The sequence below is a fragment of the Sphingopyxis panaciterrae genome (assembly GCF_011762125.1).
Lineage (GTDB): Bacteria > Pseudomonadota > Alphaproteobacteria > Sphingomonadales > Sphingomonadaceae > Sphingopyxis > Sphingopyxis panaciterrae.
Genome location: NZ_JAASQN010000009.1, coordinates 33199 through 55696, shown reverse-complemented (window position 1 = coordinate 55696; position 22498 = coordinate 33199). Strand labels below are relative to the sequence as shown.

Sequence of the window (22498 nt, the reverse complement as noted above, 5' to 3'; positions counted from 1 at the left end):
CGCATGACCCATGGATTCGACACCGCGCGGCTGGGCCGCATCCCCGCCTTTCTCGCCACCAAATATGTCGATACCGGCCGCTTGCCGCACGCGGCGACTTTGGTGTCGCGGCGCGGCGAGATCGCGCACCGCTCGTGCATCGGCGAAGCGCGGCCGGGCGAGCCGCTGAAGGATGATGCGATCTTCCGCATCGCCAGCATGACCAAGCCGATCACCAGCATCGCCTTCATGATGCTGGTAGAGGAGGGCAAGGTCGCGCTGTCCGACCCGCTGGTGAAGTTCTGCCCCGAATTCAGGGACACCGGCGTCTTCGTCGCGGGCGGCGGCAATGTGCCGTTCCTGACGCGCCCGCCGGCGCGGCCGATCCTGATGGTCGACCTGCTGCGCCACACCGCCGGGCTGACCTATGGCTTTCAGGAGCGCACCCCGGTCGACGCCGCCTATCGCAAGGCACGCATCGACGATTTCGACGCCGATTACACGATGGACAGCTTCATCGCCGACCTCGCGAAAATCCCGCTGCAGTTCGATCCCGGCGCGCACTGGAACTATTCGATGGCGACCGATGTGCTCGGCGCGGTGATCGAGCGGATCGAGGGCAAGCCGTTCGGAGAGGTGCTGCACGAGCGCATCTTCGCGCCGCTTGGCATGGTCGACACCGGATTCCAGGTCCCGGCCGGCCAGCAGCACCGGCTGACCGACGCCTATGCCTTTCACCCGAAGGACAAGATGCAGGGTTTCGACGGCGGCGCGCGCAGCCGCTGGGCAAAAGACCGCAGCTTCCATTCGGGGGGCGGCGGGCTCGCCTCGACGCTCGATGATTATCACCGCTTCTGCCTGATGCTGCTCGGCGGCGGCAAGCTGGGCGATGTGCGGATCGTCAGCCGCAAGACGCTCGACCTGATGACGTCGAACCATCTCGCCGGCGGCGGCGACCTGACCCAGCATAGCGTCGGCATCTTCAGCGAGGACGAGAATGCCGGGGTCGGCTTCGGGCTCGGCTTCGCGGTCACGCTCGACCCGGCGGCGGCGGGTATTCCGGGCTCGGCGGGCGATTTTTACTGGGGCGGCATGTTTTCGACCGGCTTCTTCGTCGATCCGGTCGAGGAAATCTGCATGGTCTTCATGACCCAGCTCATGCCCTCCTCCACCTATCCCGTGCGGCGCGAGGTCAAGACGCTCGTCCACGCCGCGATCGATGACTGACTGTTAGAACCAAGGAGTCTCCCATGTCCGAAGAAACCCCCGTCAGCGTTACGATGGAAAAGGATGGCGAGGTCGCCGTCGTCATCGTCAACAACCCGCCGGTCAACGCGCTGAGCTGGCACGTCCGCCAGGGCCTCGCCGACCATTTCGCCGCGGCGCTGGCCGACGATAGCGTCAAGGCGATCGTGCTGCGCTGCGACGGCAGCACCTTCATTGCGGGCGCCGACATCAGCGAGTTCGGCAAGGCGCCGCGCGGTCCCGATTTCAACGCGGTGCTGAACAGCATCGAAGCCGCGACCAAGCCGGTGGTCGCCGCGATCCACGGCACGGCGCTCGGCGGCGGGCTCGAAACCGCGCTCGTCTGCCATTACCGCGTCGCCGTCCCCTCGGCGAAGCTCGGCGTGCCCGAGGTCAAGCTCGGCCTGCTGCCGGGCGCCGGCGGCACCCAGCGCCTGCCGCGCGTCGTCGGGGTCGAGGCCGCGGCGACGATGACCTCGCTCGGCGAACCGCTGCCCGCCGCCAAGGCGAAGGAGCTCGGCCTTGTCGATGCCCTCGCCGGCGAGGACAGCCTGGCCGCCGATGCCATCGCCTTTGCCCGCACCAAGATCGCCGACGGCCCGCGCCCGACGCGCGAACGCGCGGTGTTCGGCGACGTCGCGGTGATCGAGCAACTCAAGACCGCCAATGCCAAGCGCTGGCGCGGTTTCGACGCGCCTTATGCGAACCTCGCCTGCGTCGAGGCGGCGACGCGCCTGCCGTTCGACGAGGGCCTCGCCTTCGAGCGCGAGGAATTCACCAAGCTGATGTTCGGCAGCCAGTCGGCCGCGCAGCGCCATATCTTCTTCGCCGAGCGCCAGGCCGCGAAGATCGACGGCCTGCCCAAGGACATCAAGCTGCGCGACGTCCAGCATGTCGGCATCATCGGCGCCGGGACGATGGGCGGCGGCATCATGATGAATTTCCTGCAAAAGGGGTTCCGCTGCACGATCGTTGAGATGCAGCAGGACGCACTCGACCGCGGGCTGGGCGTCATTCGCAAGAATTACGACGCCAGCGCCGCCAAGGGCCGCTTCAAGCCCGAACAGGTCGACCAGATGATGGGGCTCATCACCCCGTCGCTCGAACTCGAAGCGCTCGCCGACTGCGACCTGATCATCGAGGCGGTCTATGAGAATATGGACGTCAAGAAGGAGATCTTCGGCAAGCTCGACCAGATCGCCAAGCCCGGCGCCATCCTCGCGTCGAACACCAGCTATCTCGACGTCAACGAGATTGCGGCATCGACGAGCCGCCCCGGCGACGTGCTCGGCATGCACTTTTTCTCGCCCGCCAACGTCATGAAGCTGCTCGAGGTCGTGCGCGGCGACAAGACCGCCGACGATGTCCTCGCCACAGCCATGTCTATTGGCAAGAAGATCGGCAAGGTCGCGGTCGTCGCGGGCGTGTGCCACGGCTTCATCGGCAACCGCATGCTCGCGCCGCGTCAGATCGAAGCGCAGAAGCTGCTGCTCGAAGGCGCGACCCCGGCGCAGGTCGACAAGGTCCACACCGATTTCGGCATGCCGATGGGGCCGTTCCAGATGAGCGACCTCGCGGGCGTCGACATCGGCTGGCACCGCGATCCGAACCGGATCGAAAGCATCCGCGACGCGCTGTGCGCCGAGGGCCGCTGGGGCCAGAAGAAGCAGGCGGGCTTCTACGACTATGACGACAAGCGCAATCCGTCGGAAAGCGCGCGCGTCGGCGAGATCATCGACGAATTCCGAGGGAAGGCGGGGATCGAGAAGCGCGCAATCACCGATCAGGAGATCATCGAGCGCACCCTCTATCCGATGGTCAACGAAGGCGCCTTGATCCTTGCCGAGGGCAAGGCGCAGCGCGCGAGCGACATCGATGTCGTGTGGATCTATGGCTATGGCTGGCCGGTCTATCGCGGCGGCCCGATGTTCTGGGCCGGGCTGGAAGGCACCGACAAGATCGCCGCCGCGCTGGAAAGCCACGGTTTCGAGGTCGCACCGCTGCTCAAGGAAAAGGCGGCGGCGAAGGCCGGCTTCTAAGCCTCCTTTCGCTTACGAAAAGATGGCCGCCTGTCCCGGCGTGGGGCAGGCGGCCTTTCTTTTGCCGGAAACCGGCCTTCGACCCTGCCAAATGTTGCGATTCAGGGTTAAAGCGCTGGCAGGACCTGCCGTTACGGCAGAGCATGAACGCCATGTCCTTTGCCGCCGCCTTGCTACTCGCCGCGAGCGCCCCGGCCGCCGTGCCGGCGCCAAAGTCGCAGGCGACCGCGGTCGGTGTCGCGCGGGCGCGCATCGTGTCGCCCGCCGAGGTGCGGCGCGTGGACGGACGGATCGAGGTGCGGACCGGGCGAAGTGACGCGCCGACGCAGGTGCATCGCACGACGCGGCAGAATGGCGGCGAGACGGCGGATTTTTATTGAGTGGCTCAGATGCATAGGTGACGGCGAGTTTTTGCCGGTAGCCGCCTTCTCTTTCATCGTCACCCCGGACTTGATCCGGGGTCCCGCTTGACCTCAAGACCTGCTGCGCCTCCAAAAGCGGGATCCCGGATCAAGTCCGGGATGACGAAAAGTGGGAAGTGGCGGGTATCGGCGTTTCACGGCTCGCTCTCTCCCCTTCAGGGGAGAGATACGCAGGCTTGCCAGCTTGCTGGCTAGCCGCAGTTGAGAGGGGCCGGAATGAAGTCCCCCTCTCCCAACCCTCTCCCCTAAAGGGGAGAGGGCTATATGTCCGCTCACCACCCCAAAACCGACTTTCGCTCTCCGCCTTCGCGGGGGCGACAGTTATTTTTGCAAAGCCTGGATGATCGCCGAAAAGTCGCGGCCGTCCTTGTCAGCCTCGACAAACGCCTCGTAAAGCTCGCGCGCTTTCGACCCCATCGGGACATCGGCGTCGACGCTCGCCGCCGCCTCCATCGCGAGGCGCAGATCCTTGAGCATCAGCGCCGCGGCGAAACCGCCCTTGTAATCATTGTCGGCGGGGGTCGCCGGTCCGACGCCGGGCAGCGGGGCATAGCTGGTCAGCGACCAGCACTGGCCCGAGCTGACCGAGGCGATGTCGAAGAATTTCTGCGGATCGAGCCCCAGCTTCTGCGCGAGCGCAAGCGTTTCGCACGTCGCGACCATCGAGGCGCCGAGCAGCATGTTGTTGCAGATCTTCGCCCCCTGCCCCGCGCCCGCATCGCCGGCGTGGATCACCGCCTTGCCCATCTTGGCGAGGATCGGTTCGGCGCGCGCGAAGCCGTCATCGGTGCCGCCGACCATGAAGGTCAGCGTGCCCGCATTGGCAGCGGCGATGCCGCCCGAGACCGGCGCGTCGACCGCGACGAGGCCCTTGGCGGTTGCAGCTTCGATATTCGCGCGCGCGGTGGCGACGTCGATCGTCGAGCAATCGAGCAGCAAGGTGCCCGCCGCAGCGTTCGGGAAGACGTCGGCTTCATAGACTGCGGCGACATGCTTGCCCGCGGGGAGCATCGTCACCACCGCCTCGGCGCCGCTCACCGCTTCGGCGGCCGACGCGGCGCGGGTGCAGCCCGACTCGACAGCGCGCGCCAGCGCCTCTTCGCTGAGGTCGAAGGCGCGGACGTCATGTCCCGCCTTCGCCAGGTTCGCGGCCATGCCGCCGCCCATATTGCCGAGCCCGATGAATGCGATTTTCATGTCAGCGACCCTTCCATACGCCTTCGCGTTTCTCGATGAAGGCGGCCATGCCTTCGGCCTTGTCCTCGGTCGCGGCGAGGATCTGGAACAGGCGGCGTTCGTAGATCAGCCCCTGGTCGAGCGTCGTTTCATAGGCGGCGTTGACCATGTCCTTGTTCACCATCGCGGCCATCGGCGGCATGCTGGCGATCGTGGCTGCGGTCTTCAGCGCTTCATCGACGAGGCTTTCATGCGCGACGACGCGCGCGACGAGGCCCGACCGCTCGGCCTCGGCACCATCCATCATCCGGCCGGTCAGACACATTTCCATCGCCTTCGCCTTGCCGATCGCGCGGGTCAGCCGCTGCGAGCCGCCCATGCCGGGGGCGACGCCGAGCTTGATTTCGGGCTGGCCGAATTTCGCCTTGTCGCTGGCAATGATGAAGTCGGCCATCATCGCCAGTTCGCAGCCGCCGCCGAGCGCGAAGCCGTTCACTGCGGCGATCCACGGCTTGCGGACTTTCTTCACGAAGTCGCTCGTCCATTTCGAGAAGAAATCCTCAAGGTAGAAATCAGACGCGGGCTTGTCGGCCATTTCCTTGATGTCGGCACCCGCGGCGAAGGCCTTGTCGCCCGAGCCGGTGAGGACGGCGCAGCGCTGGGCGGGGTCGGCTTCGAAAGCGGCAAAGGCGGCGATCAGGTCTTCCAGCACACCCGAATTGAGCGCGTTGAGCGCCTGCGGCCGGTTAAGCGTCACCAGCGTGACGGCGCCGCGTTGTTCGACGAGGAGGGTTTCGTAGGTCATTCGTATCTCCGGTTTTTCGTCATGCCGGACTTGATCCGGCATCCTGCTTTGCAAGGGTCAAGAAGCGGGACCCCGGATCAAGTCCGGGGTGACGAGCTTAGATTAGCGGCGTCCATCTTTCAGCTTCGGGCAGCGGCGCGAAGATCGCGTCGATCCAGTCGTCGGTGACCGCCTCGGGCGTCGGCGGGTCCCATTTCGGGCTGTTGTCCTTGTCGATAATCAGCGCGCGGACACCCTCGATGAAGTCGTGCATCTGAACGACACGGCTGCCAATCGCATATTCCTGCGTCATTTGCGCGGCGAAGTCGTGCATCTCGCCGCCTTCCCTGAGTTGGCGGAGCGCGACCTTGCACGTCTGCGGGCTTTTGGCGCGCAGCGTGCCCAGTTCCTTTTGCGCCCAGTCGCCGCCGTCGGTTTCGAGCGCGGCGAGGATATCCTCATAGGCATCGCTCGCGAACAGCCGGTTGATCTTGTCGATATGCTGGCTGATCGCGGCCGGCGGCGCGGTGATCGCGAGGTCGCCGAGGATACCGCCGATGCGATCCGGATGCTGCGCGATGCGTTCCTTCGCTTCGGCGAGCTGTTCGGACGGCAGATAATGGGTCGCGAGGCCGAGCGCGAGGCATTCGGCGCCGTCGAGCCGCGCGCCGGTGAGCGCAAGATACGCCCCGACGCGGCCTTCGAGGCGCGGCAGATACCAGCCGCCACCGACATCGGGGAACAGGCCGATCCCGGTCTCGGGCATCGCGAAACGGGTGTGCTCGGTCGCGACGCGATATTTCGCCGGCTGCGAAATGCCGACCCCGCCGCCCATGGTGATGCCGTCCATGAAGGCAACGACGGGCTTGGGGTAAGTGAAGAGCAGATGGTTGAGGCGATATTCGGTGTGGAAGAAGGCGCGCGCCTCCTTGCCGTCCTTCGCGCCGCTTTCCGCGAGCATGCGGATGTCGCCGCCGGCGCAGAAGCCGCGGCCTTCGCTATGGTCGATGATGACGGCGTCGACGCTATCGTCGTCACGCCATTTGACGAGCGCGTCGATCATCGCCTCGCACATCGCAAGGTTCAGCGCGTGGATCGCCTTCGGGCGGTTGAGCGACAGGCGGCCGATGCGGCCGTCGGTCGAAATCAGAATGTCGTCGGTCACGCGCAATGTCCTTCGAGACGGGCCTTCGCCAAGCTCAGTCCCTCCTCAGGACGAGCGGCAATCCACAAACCCCGTTTGTGCTGAGGAGCCATTGAGCTCGTCGAAATGGCGTCTCGAAGCATCATTGGCGCAGCAGGTCCCTTCCGACGATCATCCGCATCACCTGATTGGTGCCTTCGAGGATCGAATGGACGCGCAGGTCGCGCCAGAACCGCTCGATCGGATAATCCCTGAGATAGCCATAGCCGCCGAACAGCTGGAGCGCGTCATTGACGATCTTGCTGCCATTGTCGGTCGCGAGCCGCTTCGCCATCGCCGAGAAGCGGGATTTGTCGGGCGCGTTCGCGGTGACTTTCGCGGCCGCCATATAGAGCAGCGCGCGCGCGGCTTCGAGGTCGGTCGCCATGTCGGCGAGCATGAACTGGGTGTTCTGGAAATCGGCGATCGGCTGCCCGAACTGCTGGCGGTCCTTGGTATAGGCGATCGCTTCGTCGAGGCAGCGCTGCGCGCCGCCGAGCGAGCAGGCGCCGATATTGAGGCGCCCGCCGTCGAGCCCCGCCATCGCGAAACGGAAGCCATCGCCCTCGGCGCCGACCAGATTTTCGACCGGCACGCGGCAATCCTCGAAGATCACCTGCGCGGTGGGGGATGCATTCCAGCCGAGCTTTTTCTCGGGGGCGCCGAAGCTGAGGCCCGGCGTGTCCTTTTCGATAACGAGGCAGGAGATGCCTTTCGACTTCTCCTCGCTGGTACGGACCATGCAGACATAGATGTCGTTATAGCCCGCTCCCGAGATAAATTGCTTCGTCCCGTTCAGCACATAATGGTCGCCATCCCTTTTCGCGGTCGCCTTGAGCGCGGCGGCGTCGGACCCCGATCCCGGTTCGGTGAGGCAATAGCTGGCGATTTTTTCCATGCTGACGAGGTCGGGCAGGAAGCGCGCCTTGATCTCCGTCCCACCGAAGCGGTCGATCATCCACGTCGCCATATTGTGGATCGAGACATAGGCGCTGGTCGCGGGGCAGCCGTAGGCCATCGCCTCCATGATCAGCGCCGCCTCCATCCGGCCGAGCCCGATGCCGCCCGATTCCTCGGCCACGTAAATCGCGCCGAAGCCGAGTTCGCCCGCCGCCTTCCACACATCGACGGGATAATGATGCTTCTCGTCCCATTCGGCCGCGAAGGGCGTGATACGGTCGGCGGTGAATTTGCGCGCCATATCCTGGATGGCGAGCTGGTCGTCGGTAAGCTGGAACTGGTCGGTCATGGTCATTTCTCGATAATGGCTTCGGCTTCGATTTCGACTTTCCATTCGGGCCGGATCAGCGCCGGCACAACCAGCATCGTCGATGCCGGACGCACATTTTTGAATGCCGATCCGTGCGCCCGCCCGACCAGATCGGCATCGGCCGCGTCGGTGATGTACATGCGGGTGCGCACGACGTCGGCAAGGCTGCCGCCGAGCGCTGCAAGCGCCTCGCCGATGATCGCGATGCAGCGCGCCGCCTGCGCCCCGGCGTCGCCGGGGGTCGACGAACCGTCGGGTTCGATCGGCGCGCAACCCGCGACGTCGATGCGGCTGCCCACCCGGACCGCGCGGCTATAGCCGTAGACGGGTTCGAAGGGGGACGCCGAGCTGTGATTGCGACGGCCGGACTCAGCCACAGGTGACCTGCGTGATCTTCGAGGCGTCGTCGTACATGATGTTCACGCGGTCGACGCGATAGTCCATCGTCATCGCCGAGCGCGGCGGGCCCCAGCGCAAAGTGCGGGCGCCCGATGCCTTGAGGATGGCCGCACCGAGGTCGGGGGTGACGCTCTGGCCGACATAGGATTGCACCGCGTCGGCCTTGCACGTCATTTCGGCTTCGGGCGGCGGCGGCGCCGATTCGACGGGCGGCCGTTCTTGCGTGCAGGCGGCGAGCGGCAATATGGCGGCGATTGCGATGATGCGAAGGTCCATCGTGAGTCTCCCTTTCGAAAAGCCGTCAACCGGCGCAGCGCGTATAGCGCATTGCGCCGGTAGCGGCACCCTCACCCGTATCGCGGCGGACGAGCGCCTTGCCGCCATCGGCGAGTTCGAGTTGCATCCGGCGATCCCATTCCTCTCCCTCGCCGCTGAACCGGTAATCGGCAGTGATGCGGTTCGCATCGCTCTCGCGAACCCGTGCCAGTTCACCGTGTGATTCGTAAAAGCGCAGGTTCGTCGCATCGATCGTCAGCGCGGTGAGGTCGGTGCCTTTCTTCGCAGCGCAGTCGGCCGCCTTCAGCGCCCAGCGCCCGCGAATGGCCGTCGGGATCGTCTTGCCGTCGCCCTTCGTTGCCGCTTCGGGTTTTGCAGCTGCTTTTTCGGCGGCTTCGGGAAGGTCGGCGTCCACCGTCGCTTCAGGCGCTTTGGCGGGCGCCGGGCGATCGGCCTTTTGCAGCGGCCCGATCGTCGCGCTGGCTTCGGGGCCGGACTCCTCATCCTTGCCGCCGCTACATGCAGCGAGAAAAAGCGTTCCGGCAAGCAAGACCCAGCGCGTCATCGTCATTCTCCTGAGCGGCGCCGACCCGATGTCCGCACCGCCCAAAGAATGCCCGATGGCCGAGCCGGGTTTCATTGGTTCGTCCCGTCAGCCCATTGTCGGGATAACGAAGGCATTGCCGGCGTCGCCAGCCCCACCCGCCACACCGTCGGGCCAGCGCGCGGTGATCGTCTTGACCTTGGTCCAGAATTTCACGCCTTCCATGCCGTGCTGGTTGGTGTCGCCGAACGCCGACCGCTTCCAGCCGCCGAAGCTGTGATAGGCGACGGGCACCGGGATCGGCACGTTGATGCCGACCATGCCGACGTTGACGCGCGCAGCGAATTCGCGCGCCGCGTGGCCGTTGCGCGTGAAGATGGCGACGCCATTGCCATATTGATGCTTCGACGGCAGTTCGAGCGCGCTTTCGAAATCGGCGGCGCGGACGATCTGCAGCACCGGGCCGAAGATTTCTTCCTTGTAGCTTTCCATGTCGGGGGTGACATGGTCGAACAACGTCGGGCCGACGAAGAAGCCCTTTTCGTGGCCCTGCAGGGTAAAGCCGCGGCCGTCGACGACCAGTTCGGCACCCTCTTCGGCGCATTTCGCGATCCAGCCTTCGACCTTGTCCTTGTGCGCCTGCGTCACCACCGGGCCATAATGCGCCTCGGCATCGGTCGACACGCCGACACGCAGCGCCTCGATCGCCGGGATCAGCTTTTCGCGCAGCCGGTTCGCGGTGTCCTCGCCCACGGGGACGACGACGGGCAGCGCCATGCAGCGCTCGCCCGCCGAACCGAAAGCGGCACCGGTGAGGTCATTGACGACCTGGTCGAGGTCGGCGTCGGGCATGACGATGCCGTGGTTCTTCGCGCCGCCCATCGCCTGGACGCGCTTGCCGTTCGCGACGCCGCGATTGTAGACATAATGGGCGATGTCCGACGAACCGACGAAGCTGACCGCGCCGATATCGGGATGGTCGAGGATCGCGTCGACCATTTCCTTGTCGCCATGGACGGTCTGGAAAATCCCCTCGGGCATGCCCGCTTCAAGGAACAGCTCCGCCAGGCGCACCGGCACGCTCGGGTCGCGCTCGCTGGGCTTCAGGATGAAGGCGTTGCCGACGACGGTCGCGATCGCGCCCATCCACAGCGGGATCATCGCCGGGAAGTTGAACGGCGTGATGCCGGCGCCGATGCCGATCGGCTGGCGCATCGAATAGACGTCGATGCCCGGACCGGCGCCGACGGTATATTCGCCCTTCAGGATATGCGGCGCGGCGCAGGCGAATTCGACGACGTCGAGCCCGCGCTGGATGTCGCCCTTCGAATCGGCGATCACCTTGCCATGCTCGCTCGACAGCATCTCGGCGAGCTCGTTCATATTGGCTTCGACGAGACGTTTGAATTCGAACATCACGCGCGCGCGGCGCTGCGGATTGGTCGCGGCCCAGGCGGGCTGCGCGGCTTTTGCCGCGGCGACCGCGCGGTCGAGAACGGCGCGATCGCCAAGCGCGACCTGCGCCTGGACGCCACCATTGTTCGGGTCAAGAACGTCGGCGAAGCGGCCGGCACCACCTGCGCTGCCGCCGGCACCGCCGCCGATGTGATGATCAATCTGTCGCATGGAAAGAATCTCCCGTCTGTGATTGCCCGTTGCAACAGACCATATGCGCCGCGAATGCAAGGGATAGACTTGCAGGTTGACCCTGCATATTTGCAGCATATGGATTGGGACAAGCTGCAATATTTCCTGCTCGTCGCGCAACATGGCACACTCGCCCGCGCCGGCGCGGCATTGCATGTCGATGCAACAACGGTCAGCCGCCGCGTCAGCACGCTCGAAGCATCGCTCGGCCAGACGCTCTTCGAACGCGCGCCGACGGGATTCGTGCTGACCGCGGCGGGCCGCACGCTCCTCCCGCACGCCGAAGCAATGGCGGCGGCGGCGGCGCGCATCCATATGGCTCCGGGCGGCGGCGCGGTCCTGTCGGGGCAGTTGCGCCTCAGCGTGACCGAAGGTTTCGGCAACAGCTTCATCGCGCCGCGGCTCGGCAGTTTCGTCGCCGCGCATCCCGATCTGGAGATCGACCTGGTCGCCTCGTCGGGCTTCCTCAACCCGTCGCGGCGCGAGGCCGACATGGCGGTGCTGCTCGCGCGCCCCCGCAAGGGCCCGCTGATCACGCGCAAGCTGTCCGATTACAGCCTTGGCCTTTATGCCCCCGCGGACCGCCCGGACTGGCAGGAGGCGGCGTCGGCGGTGCCATTGCTGCGCGCAGGCATCCCGGTGATCGGCTATATGCCCGACATCCTCTATGCCCCCGAACTCGATTATCTGGACGAGATCGAGCCGGGGCTGCGCGCCAATGTGCGATCCTCGTCGATCCTTGCCCAGCGGCGGATGATCGCGGGCGGCGCCGGCGTCGGCGTGCTGCCCTGCTTCATCGCCGCAGGCGATCCGGCGCTGGTGCGTGTGCGGCCCGGCCAGGTCATCGCGCGCGCCTTCTGGCTCGCACTCCACCGCGACGTCGCGCCGCAACCGCGCATCCGCGCCTTCATCGACTGGCTCGACGCCGAGGTACGGGAAAATCGGGGGTTGCTGGTTCCCGCTTAGGGCCGCCAGTCGGACGCGATCAGGCCGCCGTCGCCGAACAGCCGTTCGATCGCATAGGGGCCTGCCGCCGCGTCGCGCAGCTTGCCTGCGAGCGGATCGTCGATCGGATTGCCGCTGCGCAGGAAGGCGATCCACGCTGCGATGGCGGCTTCGAGCGACAGGCAACGGTTACCGCGCTCCTGATGCCAGGCGAGCGTCGCCAGCCAGCGCTGCGGAATCTTCTGGCTGCCGTCCATCGCGATCTGCGCCAGCCGGTGATGGAGCGCGGGGTTGGCGAAGCGGTCGAGCAGCGCGCCCGCATAGGTAGCCAGATCCTGTCCGGGCGCCGCGGGGATCGTCGGGGCGGCTTCATCGCGCATCAGCCGTTCGATGACCGGCCGGATGCCGGGATCGGCGATCGCCTGATGGACGAATTCATGCCCGCGCCCGAGCCCGATATAGGCGAGCGCCGAATGCGCGCCGTTGAGCATGCGCAGTTTCGCGGTTTCATAGGGCGCGACATCGGCGACGAGTTCGGCGCCGACGCGGTCCCAGCGCGGGCGCGGCCCGGCGAAATCATCCTCGATCACCCATTGGCTGAACGCCTCGGTCACCACCGCGCCCTCGTCGCGCACGCCGAGTTCGGCTTCGACCGTCGCGCGATCGGCGTCGGTCGCCCTGGGCACGATGCGGTCGACCATCGTCGCGGGACAGGTGCATTCGCCGTCGAACCACGCGGCGAGGCCGGGATGATAGGCGGCGAGATAAGCACGCATGAGGCCGCGCAGCACCGCGCCATTGCCGGCAAGATTGTCGCAGCTGAGCAGGGTCAGCCCGGGCAGCCCGGCCGCCTTGCGCGCGGCAAGACCGGCGGCAACGAACCGGTAGAGGCTCGCCGGATACACCGCGGCAGCGAGGTCGAGCGCGCCGTCGGGGCGGCGCAGATAGGCTTTCTCGGTCACCGTGAAACTGACGATATGCGTCGTCGGCGCCGCGATCGCGTCGACCACGGCCTGCGGATCGTCGGCCGCGACGAGGATTTTCTGTACCGCACCGATCAGCCGAAGATCGGTGCCGGCCGCGCTGCGCGCGCTGACCGTGTAGAGGCCGTCCTGCGGGTTCAGCTGCGCCGCGACGTCGCCCGAGCGCAGCGACACGCCGATGATGCCCCAGTCGCGGTCGCCCGCGCGCATCGCGCGGTCGGTGTAGACCGCCTGATGCGCGCGGTGAAAGGCGCCGATGCCGATGTGGACAATCCCCGCCGCCTGTGCCGAGCGGTCGTAATCGGGCCGTCGGACGGCGGGCGGGAGCGGTGTTTGCGCAGAGAGCCTCACAGCCGGTACGCTGCCTTGGCGAGACGGTAGCTGAGGTCGGCCGCGAGCTCGGCGGCCTCCCATTCCGCAAGCCGGTGCTCGGCGACGAGCCCGGCCAGAAAGCCGCAGTCGATGCGCCGCGCGACGTCGTGGCGCGCCGGGATCGACAGGAAGGCGCGCGTGTCGTCGTTGAAGCCGACACTATTATAGAAGCCCGCGGTTTCGGTGGTCTGCGAGCGGAAACGCCGCATCCCTTCGGGACTGTCGTGGAACCACCAGGCGGGGCCGAGCTTCAGCGCCGGATAATGGCCCGCGAGCGGCGCGAGTTCGCGCGCATAGCTTGTTTCGTCGAGCGTGAAGAGGATGATCGTCAGCCCCGCTTCATTGCCATATTTGCCGAGCAGCGGGCGCAGCGCGTGGACATAATCGGTGCGCGTCGGGATGTCGGCGCCCTTGTCGCGGCCGTAGCGGCCGAACAGCCAGGGGTTGTGATTGCGGAAGCTGCCGGGGTGGATCTGCATCACCAGCCCGTCGTCGGCGCTCATCCCTGCCATCACGGTCAGCATATGCGCGCGAAACAGTTCGGCATCGGCGGCGCTGACATTGGCCGCGGTGACGCGCGCGAACAGCGCCTCGGCCTCGGCGTCCGGCAAGTCGGCGGTCGCGGCGGTCGGATGACCGTGGTCGGTCGAGGTCGCGCCCATTTCGGCGAAAAAGGCGCGGCGATTCCGGTGCGCGGCGAGATAACCGGCGTAGCTGAAGGCATCTTCGCCCGACAGGTCGGAGAAACGCGTCAGATTGTCGCGGAACCCCTCATATTCGGGATCGACAACGGGATCGGGGCGATAGGCGGTGATCACCCGCCCCGCCCAGGCGCCGCTTTCGTTCGCGGCGCGGATCGCGGCATGATGTTCCAGCGTGTCGAGCGGGCTTTCGGTCGTCGCGATCACCTCGATCCCGAAACGGTCGAACAGCGCACGCGGGCGAAAGGCGTCGGTCGCGAGCGCGTCGGTGATATGGTCGTAATAATGATCCGCCGTCGCCGCTTCGAACGCCACGTCGAGGCCGAACGCTTCGGCGAAGACCCAGTCCATCCACATCCGGGTCGGGGTGCCGCGGAACAGATGATAGTTTTCCGCGAACAGCCGCCAGCTTGTCCGGGGGTCGGCAGCAGGATTACCGATGCCGAGCGCATCGAGCGAAATGCCCTGCGAATAGAGCATCCGGAACACATAATGGTCGGGATGCAGCAGCAGTTCGGCGGCGTTGCCGAACGGCGCATTGCCCGCGAACCATGCCGGATCGGTATGCCCGTGCGGGCTGACGATCGGCAGGTCCGCGACTTCGGCATAGAGCCGGCGCGCCATATCGCGCTGCGCCGGGCCGGACGGGAACAGCCGGTCGGGATGCAGGATCAGCGGACGCGTCATGCGCGCTCCACCGTCACCGGCGCGAGGCGCGGGCTCAAGAGATGGACCGCAAACACCGCGAGGAAATAGACGACCGTGCACGCCGCGAAGATGACGGTGTAATTGCCGTTCGTCGCGTCGAGGACGAGCCCGGTCGACTTCGCCATGATCATCCCGCCGACGCCGCCCATGAAGCCGCCGAGCCCGATCACCGACCCCACCGCGCGTTTCGGGAACATGTCGGGCGGGATCGACAGGATCGTCGACGAAAAGGCCTGGTGCCCGGCGAGGGCGATGCCGATCAGGACAACCGCGAGCCACATATTGTCGAGCCCGGTGACGAACAGCAACGGCAGCACGCAGCAGCCGGCGCCGAGCATCGTCGCCTTGCGCGCGAAATTGACGCTGCGCCCCATGTGGATCAGCTTCGACGACACCCAGCCGCCGACGATGCTGCCCGCATCGGACAAGAGATACATGATGATCATCGGCAGCAGCACGACCTTCAGGTCGACGTCATAGGTGGTGCTGAAATATTTGGGCAGCCAGAACAGCATCAGGAACCAGACGGGGTCGGTCAGGAATTTGGCGATCGCAAACGCCCAGGCCTCGCGCTTGGTGACGATGCGGCCCCAGCCGATGTGAAGGACCTGTTCGGGCGGATCATGTTCGATCCACGCGAGTTCGGCGTCGCTGACCTTCCCGCTTTCGCGCGGATTGCTGTAGAGCCAGAGCCAGAGCAGCAACAGCGCGGCGCCGAACAGCCCGGTATAGATGAAGGTCTGGCGCCAGTCGAAGCCGAGCCAGGTCATGAACAGCCACAATGTCGGCGCGGTCAATATGACGCCGATCGTCGTCGCGCTGTTGACCCAGCCGATCGCATAGGCGCGCTCCTTTTGCGGGAACCATTCGCTCGAGGCGCGGACGACCGACGGAAAATGCCCTGCCTCGCCAACTCCGAGTATGACGCGCGCGAGCATGAAGGAGACCACGGACGAGGCGAAGCCGTGTGCGACATGGCCGATCGTCCAGACGGCGATCGCGATGCTGTAACCGATCTTCGGGCCGAAGCGGTCGATCAGCCAGCCCATGGCCAGGAAACCGAGCGCATAGGCGGCCTGAAACGCGGTGACGATATTGCCATAGTCGTTTTCGGACCAGCGCAGCTCGTCGCCGAGGACGGGCGCGAGCAGGCCGAGCATCGTGCGGTCGATGTAATTGACCGTCGTCGCGGCGAACAGCAGCGCGACGATCAGCCAGCGATAGCGCCCGGTCTTCGGCACCGGCGCCGCTCCTTCGCCCGCGATTGCCTGTGCCATAAATCTCTCCCGATCTGTCTATTAGTCCGTAATCGTGCAGCCGACGCGGATTTTTCCGTCGAACAGCGCTTCGCCGCATTGACCGGGACGAATTTCATGGATTCCGGTGATCGCGCCCGACGACAGCCACGTCCCCGGAAGCAAGGCGATCCCGCGCGCGCGGAGGGTGCGGATCAGGAACAGCGCCGACCCGAACGGGCCGTCGAGCATCGCCTCCATCGTCGCCGCGCCCACGGTTTCGCCATCGATCGCGAATTCGACGGGCATACGGATCAAGTCCTTGGTCCGCCAATCGGCGATCGGCGGACCGAGCACCAGCCCCTTGTTATTGCCATAGTCCGATGCGGTGACCGCAGGTCCGTGCCGGTTGATCTCGGGAAAGGGCGAACTCGCAATCTCGATTCCCGTGCGCACGTCGGCGATGCAATCGCGCACCGAAACAAGGTCGTAATCGCGGTCTTCGACCGTGCCGAAGCACAGCAGGACCTCCGCCTCCGCCGCCGCGAAACCGTCCGTATAGACGGGCATGACGGGCCGGACGTCACCCGCGCCATCGACAATCTCGTCGGCGAAGATCGGTCCCGTCAGGCGATTGTCGCCGTAGCGGTCGATGAGGTCGGCGGCGATTCGCCCCACCTTCCACCCGCCGATCCGCCGGCCGTCGAACCCGATCGCGGCGTCCTGGATCCGATAGGCGTCGGCCATCGCTTCGGGCATCGCGCCGGGATACAAGGTAAGCGGTGTCTTTTTTTCGCGCGCGGCGAGAAACGCCTTGGCGACATTTTGCTGATCGGTGGTCGCTGCCATTTGCGTGCTTTTCCCTCTTCCGCGGACAGGCTTAAAAGACACCGGTGTCAAAAGCAAGCGAATAGCCGCCGTCGCTGTTGATTTTGCCCCCCCGAACCCCCATCAAGGATGTCGCGGGCCAAAATGGTGGGACCGATGCTGCGCATCGGGCAGGGCTTGCGGAGGAAAGCGGATATCATGGCGGGACAGACGGGCGGAAAACAACCGACGATCAATGACGTGGCGGCGCTCGCCGGGGTTTCGAAAAAAACGGTCAGCCGCGTCATCAACCGGTCCGAATTCATCAGCGAAAAGACGCGCAAGGCGGTGCAGCAGGCGATCGAAACGCTCGGCTTCGTGCCCAATCCGCAGGCGCGCGCACTCGCCTTCCGCCGCAATTTCCTGATCGCGCTGCTCCACGACAACCCCAACGCGCAGACGGTGCTGGGTTTCCAGCAGGGCGTGCTCGACGCGATCAAGGACAGCGACCTCGCGCTGCTCGTCCGCCCGGTCGACCGCGGATCGGACAGGATGCTCGACGATGTCCGCACCTTCCTCGAGAAACAGCGGCCGATCGGCGCGATGCTGTTGCCGCCGATTTCGGAGAATGACGAGCTGGCGGCGCTCTGCGAAAGCCTGGGCGTGCGTTATGTGCGCGTCGGATCGGCCCCGCTCGACGATCCGCAGCATTGCGTGTCCTCGAACGATCATGACGTCGTCAAGGAGGCCGTTCGCAAGCTGGTCGACCTCGGCCACCGCCGCATCGGCTTCGTGCGCGGGCCAGAGGGGTTCCGCTCGGCCGCCGAGCGCGAAAAAGGGTTTCACGAGGCGCTGGCCGAGGCGGGGTTGAGCCTGGCCGACGACCATTATGCACCGGGCAATTATCGCTATACGGCGGGAATCGAAGCGGGCGAAAAGCTGCTGGCGCTGGCCGAGCCGCCGACCGCGATCTTCTGTTCGAACGACGAAATGGCGGCGGGCGTGATGAGCGTCGCGCATAGCAAGGGCGTCGCGGTGCCCGGCCGCCTGTCGATCATCGGTTTCGACGATTCGCCGACCGCGACGCATATCTGGCCCGCGCTCAGCACGGTGCGCTGGCCGATCCGCCAGATGGGCGTGCGCGCGGCGCAGCTGCTCGTCCCCGATTTCCTCGGCTCGGGCGCCAAGGCGATCGACGCCGATCCCGCCGCGCTCACCTCGACTTTCGTCGAACGCCAGTCGGTCGCGCCGCCCGGCCGGTAGAGCTCAGCGGCGGCGCCGCGCCAGCTGATAGTCGTAGAGCGAAGGGACGGCATCGATCGCCTCGCCCGTCGCCTCGATATAGGGCGCGGGATCGTAGCTCACGGTGATCTTGCGGTTCGCGTGCAGCCCGACGATGCGCTCGCCCGGCCCTTCGAGGCCGCTGGTGATCGCGACCTCGGCGTCCGCCGGAACGGCGTCGGGGATCACCAGCCGCGCATTCCACAGCGTGTTGTACAGCCCGTGCCCGGGCTTCCAATAGGGCGCGCCGCCGCCCATCCACAGCCGATAGTGCCACGCGGCCCCCTCTTGCTTCGGGTCCTGTTTCGGGTCGATGTGCAGCGTGACCTGGTCGAACAGATTCTGGTGGTTCGACCCGCTGTGCTGATCGATCACGCCTTCCAGCGCGACGGTGGAGCGCAGGAAGACCGACCGCGTCGAGCGCGTGTTGATGCTGAGCGGATGGACGACCGGATTTTCGACCTTGAGATCGCGGACCAGCACATTGTGCACCGCGCCGACATGGACCGAATAATGCGCGCGGCGGTCGCCCGTCGTGATGACGTCGGCAATCGTCAGGCTGGCGGCATTGTCGGTGAGAACGCCGCTGTCCGACCGGTCGATCGTCAGCTTCTTCACCCAGCCGTCGAAGACGCCGGTCATGTAGATGCCGTTATACCCCTGCTCGAGATGGTGGCCGAACGCCGGCGCCTCGGGGAATTGCAGCCGCAGATTCTGGATGCCGACATGTTCGAGATGCCGCCAGTCGGCAAGCACCGCGGGCTGGTCGGCACGCACGTCGTGGAGCAGCGGATCGCCGAGCGTCACCGTCTTGCCGCGGATCGCCGCGACGCGCGTCGCCTGCACGACGACCGGCCTGTTCGGCGAGGTCCAGTGGTGCGAGCCGATCGGCAGGTCGGTGTCGCCATAGAGCGATTTCAATATCTTGCTGTCCGGCCCGGCGACCGAGAACCATTGCAGCTGGACGACGGCGCCGACCTTCAGCTTCGCCGGATTGTCGACCGTCAGCGTCCGCCCGAACTGCTTGCCCGACACGCCGTTCGCGAGCACCGGATCGCGGACGTCCTTGCTGCCGTCGTAGGAGACCGGCCGGCTCTTTTCAGGGGCGACGAGAATCATGCCGCCCGCCCAGCTATATTCGGTGAACAGGTAATCGATGTTGTTTTCGGGCTCGACCTGATATTTTTTTTCGTGGACCAGATAGGCGCGCAGCTCGTCATAATCATGGCTCTGGTCGATCAGCTTCAGCGGGCGCGGGAACCAGAGTTCGCTGCCGCCGGGGCCGTCGCCCGCGCCGTCGAGGACGATGTCGCTGCGCGTGATCCGCAGCACTTCGGTGATCTGCGTCCGTCCCTTGGGAAAGCGCAGCGTGACCTTGCCCTTCACCGCATTGGCCGCGGCGAGCGCGCGCAGCACCGCCTTCGTATCGTCGAGCCCGTCGTCGGGGATCGCGCCATGGTCGGTGACGTCGACGATCGTTCCCGCGTCGGAGGGGATCGGCGCGATGCCGAAACCATAGCCGGCGTAGGAGAAATCGGGCAGCGGATTGGCCGCCATCGTCGCGCGGGCGGAGAGGATTTCGGGCAATTTCGCCGGTTCGGCGTGCGCCGGCAGGACCAGCATCGCGCCGGCTGCCGCGCCAGCAACAAGATGCGCACGCCGCTTACCCGAAATCATCACATTCCATCTCCTTGCGACCCGGCTCCGGCGGCGGCGTGGACGGATGCCGCCGCCGGATACAGGATCAGAATTTCGCCCGCACCCCGACCGAGAAGCGGCGCTCCGAAAGCGCATAGCTGTTGAGCGCGGTCGGGTTGAAATTGCTATATTCGCTCGTCGCCGATTTCTTCGGCATCAGGTTCTGCGCCTGCAGCGACAGCGCGAAATTCTCGGTAATGTCGAAGCCGAGCTGGGCATCGAGCTGCGACCGCGACCCGACGAAGCTGGGCCGGCCTTCGGAAAATTCGAACACCGCCTCGTCGCGATAATTATAGGCGACGCGCGCCGAGAAAGGGCCTTTTTCGTACAGGCCGACCAGATTGTAGCTGTTCTTCGACACCGCGACGAGCGGGAAGCCGGCATTGTCCTCCGAATCCGAATAGGTGTAGTTGGCGATGATCCCGAGGCCGTCGAACGGCGAGGGCAGGAAGTCGGCGAACTGCTGGATGCCGATTTCGAATCCCTTGATCTTCGCGCTCGCGAGATTTTCGGGACGCGAGAAGGTCAGTTCGCGGCCCTGGTCGTCGAGGTCGAGATCGACGCCGGTGGTCACGAAGCTGGCGATGAAATCCTGCACATCCTTGTAGAAGACCGCCCCCGAGATCAGCGAGCTCTTGCCGGTATAATATTCGAAGCTGATGTCGGCCTGCGTCGAAATCGGCGGCTTCAGATTCACGTTGCCGCCGGTGACCGACAGGTTCGTCGCGTTGAAGAAGGTCGACGGCGCGAGATCGGCGATCGACGCGCGCTGCATCGTCTGCGACCCCGACACGCGGATCAGGAAATTGTCGCTGACGTTGAAGGCGATATTCGCGCTGGGCAGCACGTTGGTGTAGCGATTCCTGTCGTTGCGCAACGTGCTGACACTGCCGACGTTGACATAGGAGTCCACCGACAGGCGCGTCGACGCGATGCGGACCCCGGCGTTGGCCTTGTACGGCATGCCGAGGATTTCGCCTTCGCCCGACACCATCAGATAGCCCGCGAGCGTCCGTTCGCTGAAATCATAGTCGCGCTGCAAATTGGGCAGCAAGGTCGACTTGCCGTTCGCGTCGGGATTGGGTTCCGCCCCTTGGGCACGATTGAAGATATAATCATAATCCGGCGACAGACCGAGGAAACTCCGCGGAAAATTCCCCGCGATGTCGGGCAGGAAACCACCGATCGGTTTCAAAAACGGTTCGATCTCGGCGCGCGTCGGGGTGACCTGGCTGCGGAAGGCGTTCGACCGGGCGTGGAGGTCGGTGTAGCGCACCCCGGCGGAGATGGTCACGCCGCCCGCGGTTTCATAGCTGACGTCGAGCTTGCCGGTCCATTCCTCGAGCAATCCGATCAGCCGGTTGCTGCGCACGCCGTTGGTGGCGGGGTTGTACGATGAATAGCTGGTCGGATCGAAGCTGCCGAGGTCGAGCGACGGAATGCCGCCGCCGCGAAAATCGAAAGCGCCAGGGACCAGCGCAGTCCCTTGCAGCGTGATGATCTGGATCGTCTGGTCGATCGTGCCCTTGCTGTAATAGCCGTCGGCCTCGATCGTCAGCCCGCCGCTCTCATATTTGCCGTTGAGACCATAGAGAAAACTCTCGGTCGGCTCGTTGCGGATCTGGCTGGCGGTCGTGACGGTACCATTGGCGTTGCCCGCGACGACCATGCCGTCCTCGACGACGCGGTTGGTGACCGGGTTGGCGCCGGTCGGCAGACGGAAGGCGAAAAAGTCCTGCCGCCGCCCGGTCTTGAGTTTCGAATAGAGCGCGTCGGCGGTGAGGGTGAATTCGGGCGTCACCTCGAACTGGATCGCACCGTTGAGGCCGAGGCGCGAGCGATCGACGGTGAACTGCTCATATTGCAGCAGCGTCGGGGTCGGGATCACGCCGCCATTGGGGCCCGTATAGGTACGATTAAGGAAATTGTTGCGCTCGAACGTCTGGGTGACCGAGGTGCGCTTCTGATATTCGCCCGCGATCATGATGCCGATGCGGTCATCCGCGAACTTCGTCGTCGCGAAGCCGGTGATCGCGGGTTCGAACTTGTCGCTATTCTCCGAATAGACGCCCTGGACGCGAAGCGAAGCCGTGGGTTCCTTGAACGATAGCGGCTTGGGCGTGACGAGATTGACCGTGCCGCCCAGACCGCCTTCGGCCTGGCTCGCGAGCGGCGACTTGCGCACCTCAAGGCGGCCGAACAGGCTGGAGGGCACCGAGTCGAGCCCCGACGAGCGGCCGAGCTGGTCGTTTTCGGGCGGCGACAGCCGCGCCGACCAGCCGAGCAGCGTCCGCCCGTCGACTTCGACGCGAACCTGTTGCAGGCCGCGCACCGACACCGACTGGCCTTCGCCGAAGACGCGGGTGATCTGAACGCCGGTGACGCGCTGCAGCGCTTCGGCGACGTTGGCGTCGGGCAGCTTGCCGACATCCTCGGCGGTGATGACGTCCATCACCTGCGCCGCTTCGCGCTTGATGTCGGCCGCCTGCTCGAGCGACGCGCGGATGCCGGTGACGATGATTTCATCCGCCGGCGCCCCCGCACCGCCAGGCCCGCCCGCATCCTGCGCAAAGGCCGGTACCGATGCCAGCACGGCAAGCGACACGCCGCCCGCCAGCTTCGCCAATACGCCCACGCCCCGCTTCGTTCGAATAGCCATATGGTCCTCCCTTTCGCAGCGCATGTCCGCCGAAGCAAGAAATGACACCGGTTACTTCCCCAAACAAAATGGCCGAATGACCATTTTGCCGAATTTTTTCGAGAGTGGCTGGAGGCCGCCGCAATCCGGCGGGCCAAGCGCCCTC

The 22498-nt window shown here is 65.6% G+C and carries 18 protein-coding genes and 1 pseudogene; 5 read left to right on the top strand and 14 right to left on the bottom strand.

All coding sequences use genetic code 11. The features are described 5' to 3' along the window. Positions 1-3: 3 nt before the first annotated feature. The 3 genes from FHR22_RS21305 to FHR22_RS21295 all read left to right on the top strand — a co-directional run bounded on the left by FHR22_RS21305 (position 4) and on the right by FHR22_RS21295 (position 3643). Positions 4-1206 (top strand): serine hydrolase domain-containing protein, encoded by a 1203-nt coding sequence (locus FHR22_RS21305; RefSeq protein WP_166946105.1) that lies wholly within the window; start codon positions 4-6, stop codon positions 1204-1206. 23 nt (positions 1207-1229) lie between these two features. Beyond that, positions 1230-3263 (top strand): 3-hydroxyacyl-CoA dehydrogenase NAD-binding domain-containing protein, encoded by a 2034-nt coding sequence (locus FHR22_RS21300; protein ID WP_166946103.1) that lies wholly within the window; start codon positions 1230-1232, stop codon positions 3261-3263. 143 nt (positions 3264-3406) lie between these two features. After that, positions 3407-3643, top strand: coding sequence for a hypothetical protein (locus FHR22_RS21295; protein ID WP_166946101.1), 237 nt, complete (start codon positions 3407-3409; stop codon positions 3641-3643). Between the two features lie 363 nt (positions 3644-4006). Here FHR22_RS21295 and mmsB read toward each other — a convergent pair. The 8 genes and pseudogenes from mmsB to FHR22_RS21255 all read right to left on the bottom strand — a co-directional run. Further along, positions 4007-4885: pseudogene (mmsB, locus tag FHR22_RS21290) on the bottom strand (3-hydroxyisobutyrate dehydrogenase); the annotation flags it as partial. Next, positions 4884-5666, bottom strand: coding sequence for an enoyl-CoA hydratase-related protein (locus tag FHR22_RS21285; protein WP_166946097.1), 783 nt, complete (start codon positions 5664-5666; stop codon positions 4884-4886). The gene FHR22_RS21285 and the pseudogene mmsB, both read right to left, overlap by 2 nt. Before the next feature lie 97 nt (positions 5667-5763). After that, positions 5764-6810, bottom strand: coding sequence for a 3-hydroxyisobutyryl-CoA hydrolase (locus FHR22_RS21280; RefSeq protein WP_166946095.1), 1047 nt, complete (start codon positions 6808-6810; stop codon positions 5764-5766). Positions 6811-6931: 121 nt separating this feature from the next. Further along, entirely contained in the window at positions 6932-8077 is a 1146-nt protein-coding gene (locus FHR22_RS21275) for an acyl-CoA dehydrogenase family protein (protein WP_166946093.1), read from the bottom strand. A 2-nt stretch (positions 8078-8079) separates the two neighbouring features. Then, positions 8080-8475, bottom strand: coding sequence for a Rid family hydrolase (locus tag FHR22_RS21270; protein WP_166946091.1), 396 nt, complete (start codon positions 8473-8475; stop codon positions 8080-8082). Continuing rightward, positions 8468-8773, bottom strand: coding sequence for an I78 family peptidase inhibitor (locus FHR22_RS21265; protein WP_166946089.1), 306 nt, complete (start codon positions 8771-8773; stop codon positions 8468-8470). The genes FHR22_RS21270 and FHR22_RS21265 overlap by 8 nt, the downstream gene beginning before the upstream one ends. 25 nt (positions 8774-8798) lie before the next feature. After that, positions 8799-9338, bottom strand: a complete 540-nt coding sequence (locus FHR22_RS21260; RefSeq protein ID WP_166946087.1) for a hypothetical protein — start codon at positions 9336-9338, stop codon at positions 8799-8801. Positions 9339-9425: 87 nt separating this feature from the next. Further along, on the bottom strand, positions 9426-10943 hold the full coding sequence (locus FHR22_RS21255; RefSeq protein WP_166946085.1) for a CoA-acylating methylmalonate-semialdehyde dehydrogenase: 1518 nt from the start codon (positions 10941-10943) through the stop codon (positions 9426-9428). A 54-nt stretch (positions 10944-10997) separates the two neighbouring features. On the opposite strand from FHR22_RS21255, the gene FHR22_RS21250 reads away from it, so the two are divergent. Next, positions 10998-11930 carry a LysR family transcriptional regulator gene (locus FHR22_RS21250; RefSeq protein ID WP_243853957.1) on the top strand — a complete coding sequence of 311 codons (933 nt, stop codon included), beginning with the start codon at positions 10998-11000 and terminating at the stop codon, positions 11928-11930. Here FHR22_RS21250 and FHR22_RS21245 read toward each other — a convergent pair. From FHR22_RS21245 to FHR22_RS21230, 4 genes are read right to left on the bottom strand one after another with little or no spacing between them, the layout of a single operon-like run. Beyond that, the gene (locus tag FHR22_RS21245) at positions 11927-13243 is read right to left on the bottom strand and encodes a mannitol dehydrogenase family protein (RefSeq protein WP_341787181.1); all 1317 of its coding nucleotides are present in this window, start codon (positions 13241-13243) and stop codon (positions 11927-11929) included. The genes FHR22_RS21250 and FHR22_RS21245 overlap by 4 nt on opposite strands. Next, positions 13240-14652: a glucuronate isomerase gene (gene uxaC / locus FHR22_RS21240; protein ID WP_166946081.1), complete on the bottom strand. Its 1413-nt coding sequence runs from the start codon at positions 14650-14652 to the stop codon at positions 13240-13242. The genes FHR22_RS21245 and uxaC overlap by 4 nt, the downstream gene beginning before the upstream one ends. Then, positions 14649-15950 carry an MFS transporter gene (locus FHR22_RS21235; RefSeq protein WP_166946079.1) on the bottom strand — a complete coding sequence of 434 codons (1302 nt, stop codon included), beginning with the start codon at positions 15948-15950 and terminating at the stop codon, positions 14649-14651. Before FHR22_RS21235 ends, uxaC begins: the two co-directional genes overlap by 4 nt. A gap of 21 nt (positions 15951-15971) precedes the next feature. Continuing rightward, positions 15972-16757 carry a 2-keto-4-pentenoate hydratase gene (locus tag FHR22_RS21230; RefSeq protein WP_166946076.1) on the bottom strand — a complete coding sequence of 262 codons (786 nt, stop codon included), beginning with the start codon at positions 16755-16757 and terminating at the stop codon, positions 15972-15974. A gap of 177 nt (positions 16758-16934) precedes the next feature. On the opposite strand from FHR22_RS21230, the gene FHR22_RS21225 reads away from it, so the two are divergent. Then, positions 16935-17978: a LacI family DNA-binding transcriptional regulator gene (locus FHR22_RS21225; protein ID WP_166946074.1), complete on the top strand. Its 1044-nt coding sequence runs from the start codon at positions 16935-16937 to the stop codon at positions 17976-17978. A 3-nt stretch (positions 17979-17981) separates the two neighbouring features. Here FHR22_RS21225 and FHR22_RS21220 read toward each other — a convergent pair whose 3' ends face one another. Together FHR22_RS21220 and FHR22_RS21215 are read right to left on the bottom strand one after the other, a co-directional pair. Next, entirely contained in the window at positions 17982-19676 is a 1695-nt protein-coding gene (locus FHR22_RS21220; protein ID WP_166946072.1) for a hypothetical protein, read from the bottom strand. Between the two features lie 64 nt (positions 19677-19740). Further along, positions 19741-22353: a TonB-dependent receptor gene (locus FHR22_RS21215; protein WP_166946070.1), complete on the bottom strand. Its 2613-nt coding sequence runs from the start codon at positions 22351-22353 to the stop codon at positions 19741-19743. Positions 22354-22498 lie beyond the last annotated feature (145 nt).

What these genes read in the sequence shown, in the direction of transcription:
- FHR22_RS21300 (WP_166946103.1), top strand. Translation starts at nt 1,230, where the DNA reads ATGTCCGAAGAAACCCCCGTCAGCGTTACGATGGAAAAGGATGGCGAG.
- FHR22_RS21275 (WP_166946093.1), bottom strand. Translation starts at nt 8,077, where the DNA reads ATGACCGACCAGTTCCAGCTTACCGACGACCAGCTCGCCATCCAGGAT.
- FHR22_RS21255 (WP_166946085.1), bottom strand. Translation starts at nt 10,943, where the DNA reads ATGCGACAGATTGATCATCACATCGGCGGCGGTGCCGGCGGCAGCGCA.
- FHR22_RS21285 (WP_166946097.1), bottom strand. Translation starts at nt 5,666, where the DNA reads ATGACCTACGAAACCCTCCTCGTCGAACAACGCGGCGCCGTCACGCTG.
- FHR22_RS21265 (WP_166946089.1), bottom strand. Translation starts at nt 8,773, where the DNA reads ATGGACCTTCGCATCATCGCAATCGCCGCCATATTGCCGCTCGCCGCC.
- FHR22_RS21260 (WP_166946087.1), bottom strand. Translation starts at nt 9,338, where the DNA reads ATGACGCGCTGGGTCTTGCTTGCCGGAACGCTTTTTCTCGCTGCATGT.
- FHR22_RS21295 (WP_166946101.1), top strand. Translation starts at nt 3,407, where the DNA reads ATGAACGCCATGTCCTTTGCCGCCGCCTTGCTACTCGCCGCGAGCGCC.
- FHR22_RS21235 (WP_166946079.1), bottom strand. Translation starts at nt 15,950, where the DNA reads ATGGCACAGGCAATCGCGGGCGAAGGAGCGGCGCCGGTGCCGAAGACC.
- FHR22_RS21250 (WP_243853957.1), top strand. Translation starts at nt 10,998, where the DNA reads ATGCAAGGGATAGACTTGCAGGTTGACCCTGCATATTTGCAGCATATG.
- FHR22_RS21305 (WP_166946105.1), top strand. Translation starts at nt 4, where the DNA reads ATGACCCATGGATTCGACACCGCGCGGCTGGGCCGCATCCCCGCCTTT.
- FHR22_RS21215 (WP_166946070.1), bottom strand. Translation starts at nt 22,353, where the DNA reads ATGGCTATTCGAACGAAGCGGGGCGTGGGCGTATTGGCGAAGCTGGCG.
- FHR22_RS21225 (WP_166946074.1), top strand. Translation starts at nt 16,935, where the DNA reads ATGGCGGGACAGACGGGCGGAAAACAACCGACGATCAATGACGTGGCG.
- FHR22_RS21230 (WP_166946076.1), bottom strand. Translation starts at nt 16,757, where the DNA reads ATGGCAGCGACCACCGATCAGCAAAATGTCGCCAAGGCGTTTCTCGCC.
- uxaC (WP_166946081.1), bottom strand. Translation starts at nt 14,652, where the DNA reads ATGACGCGTCCGCTGATCCTGCATCCCGACCGGCTGTTCCCGTCCGGC.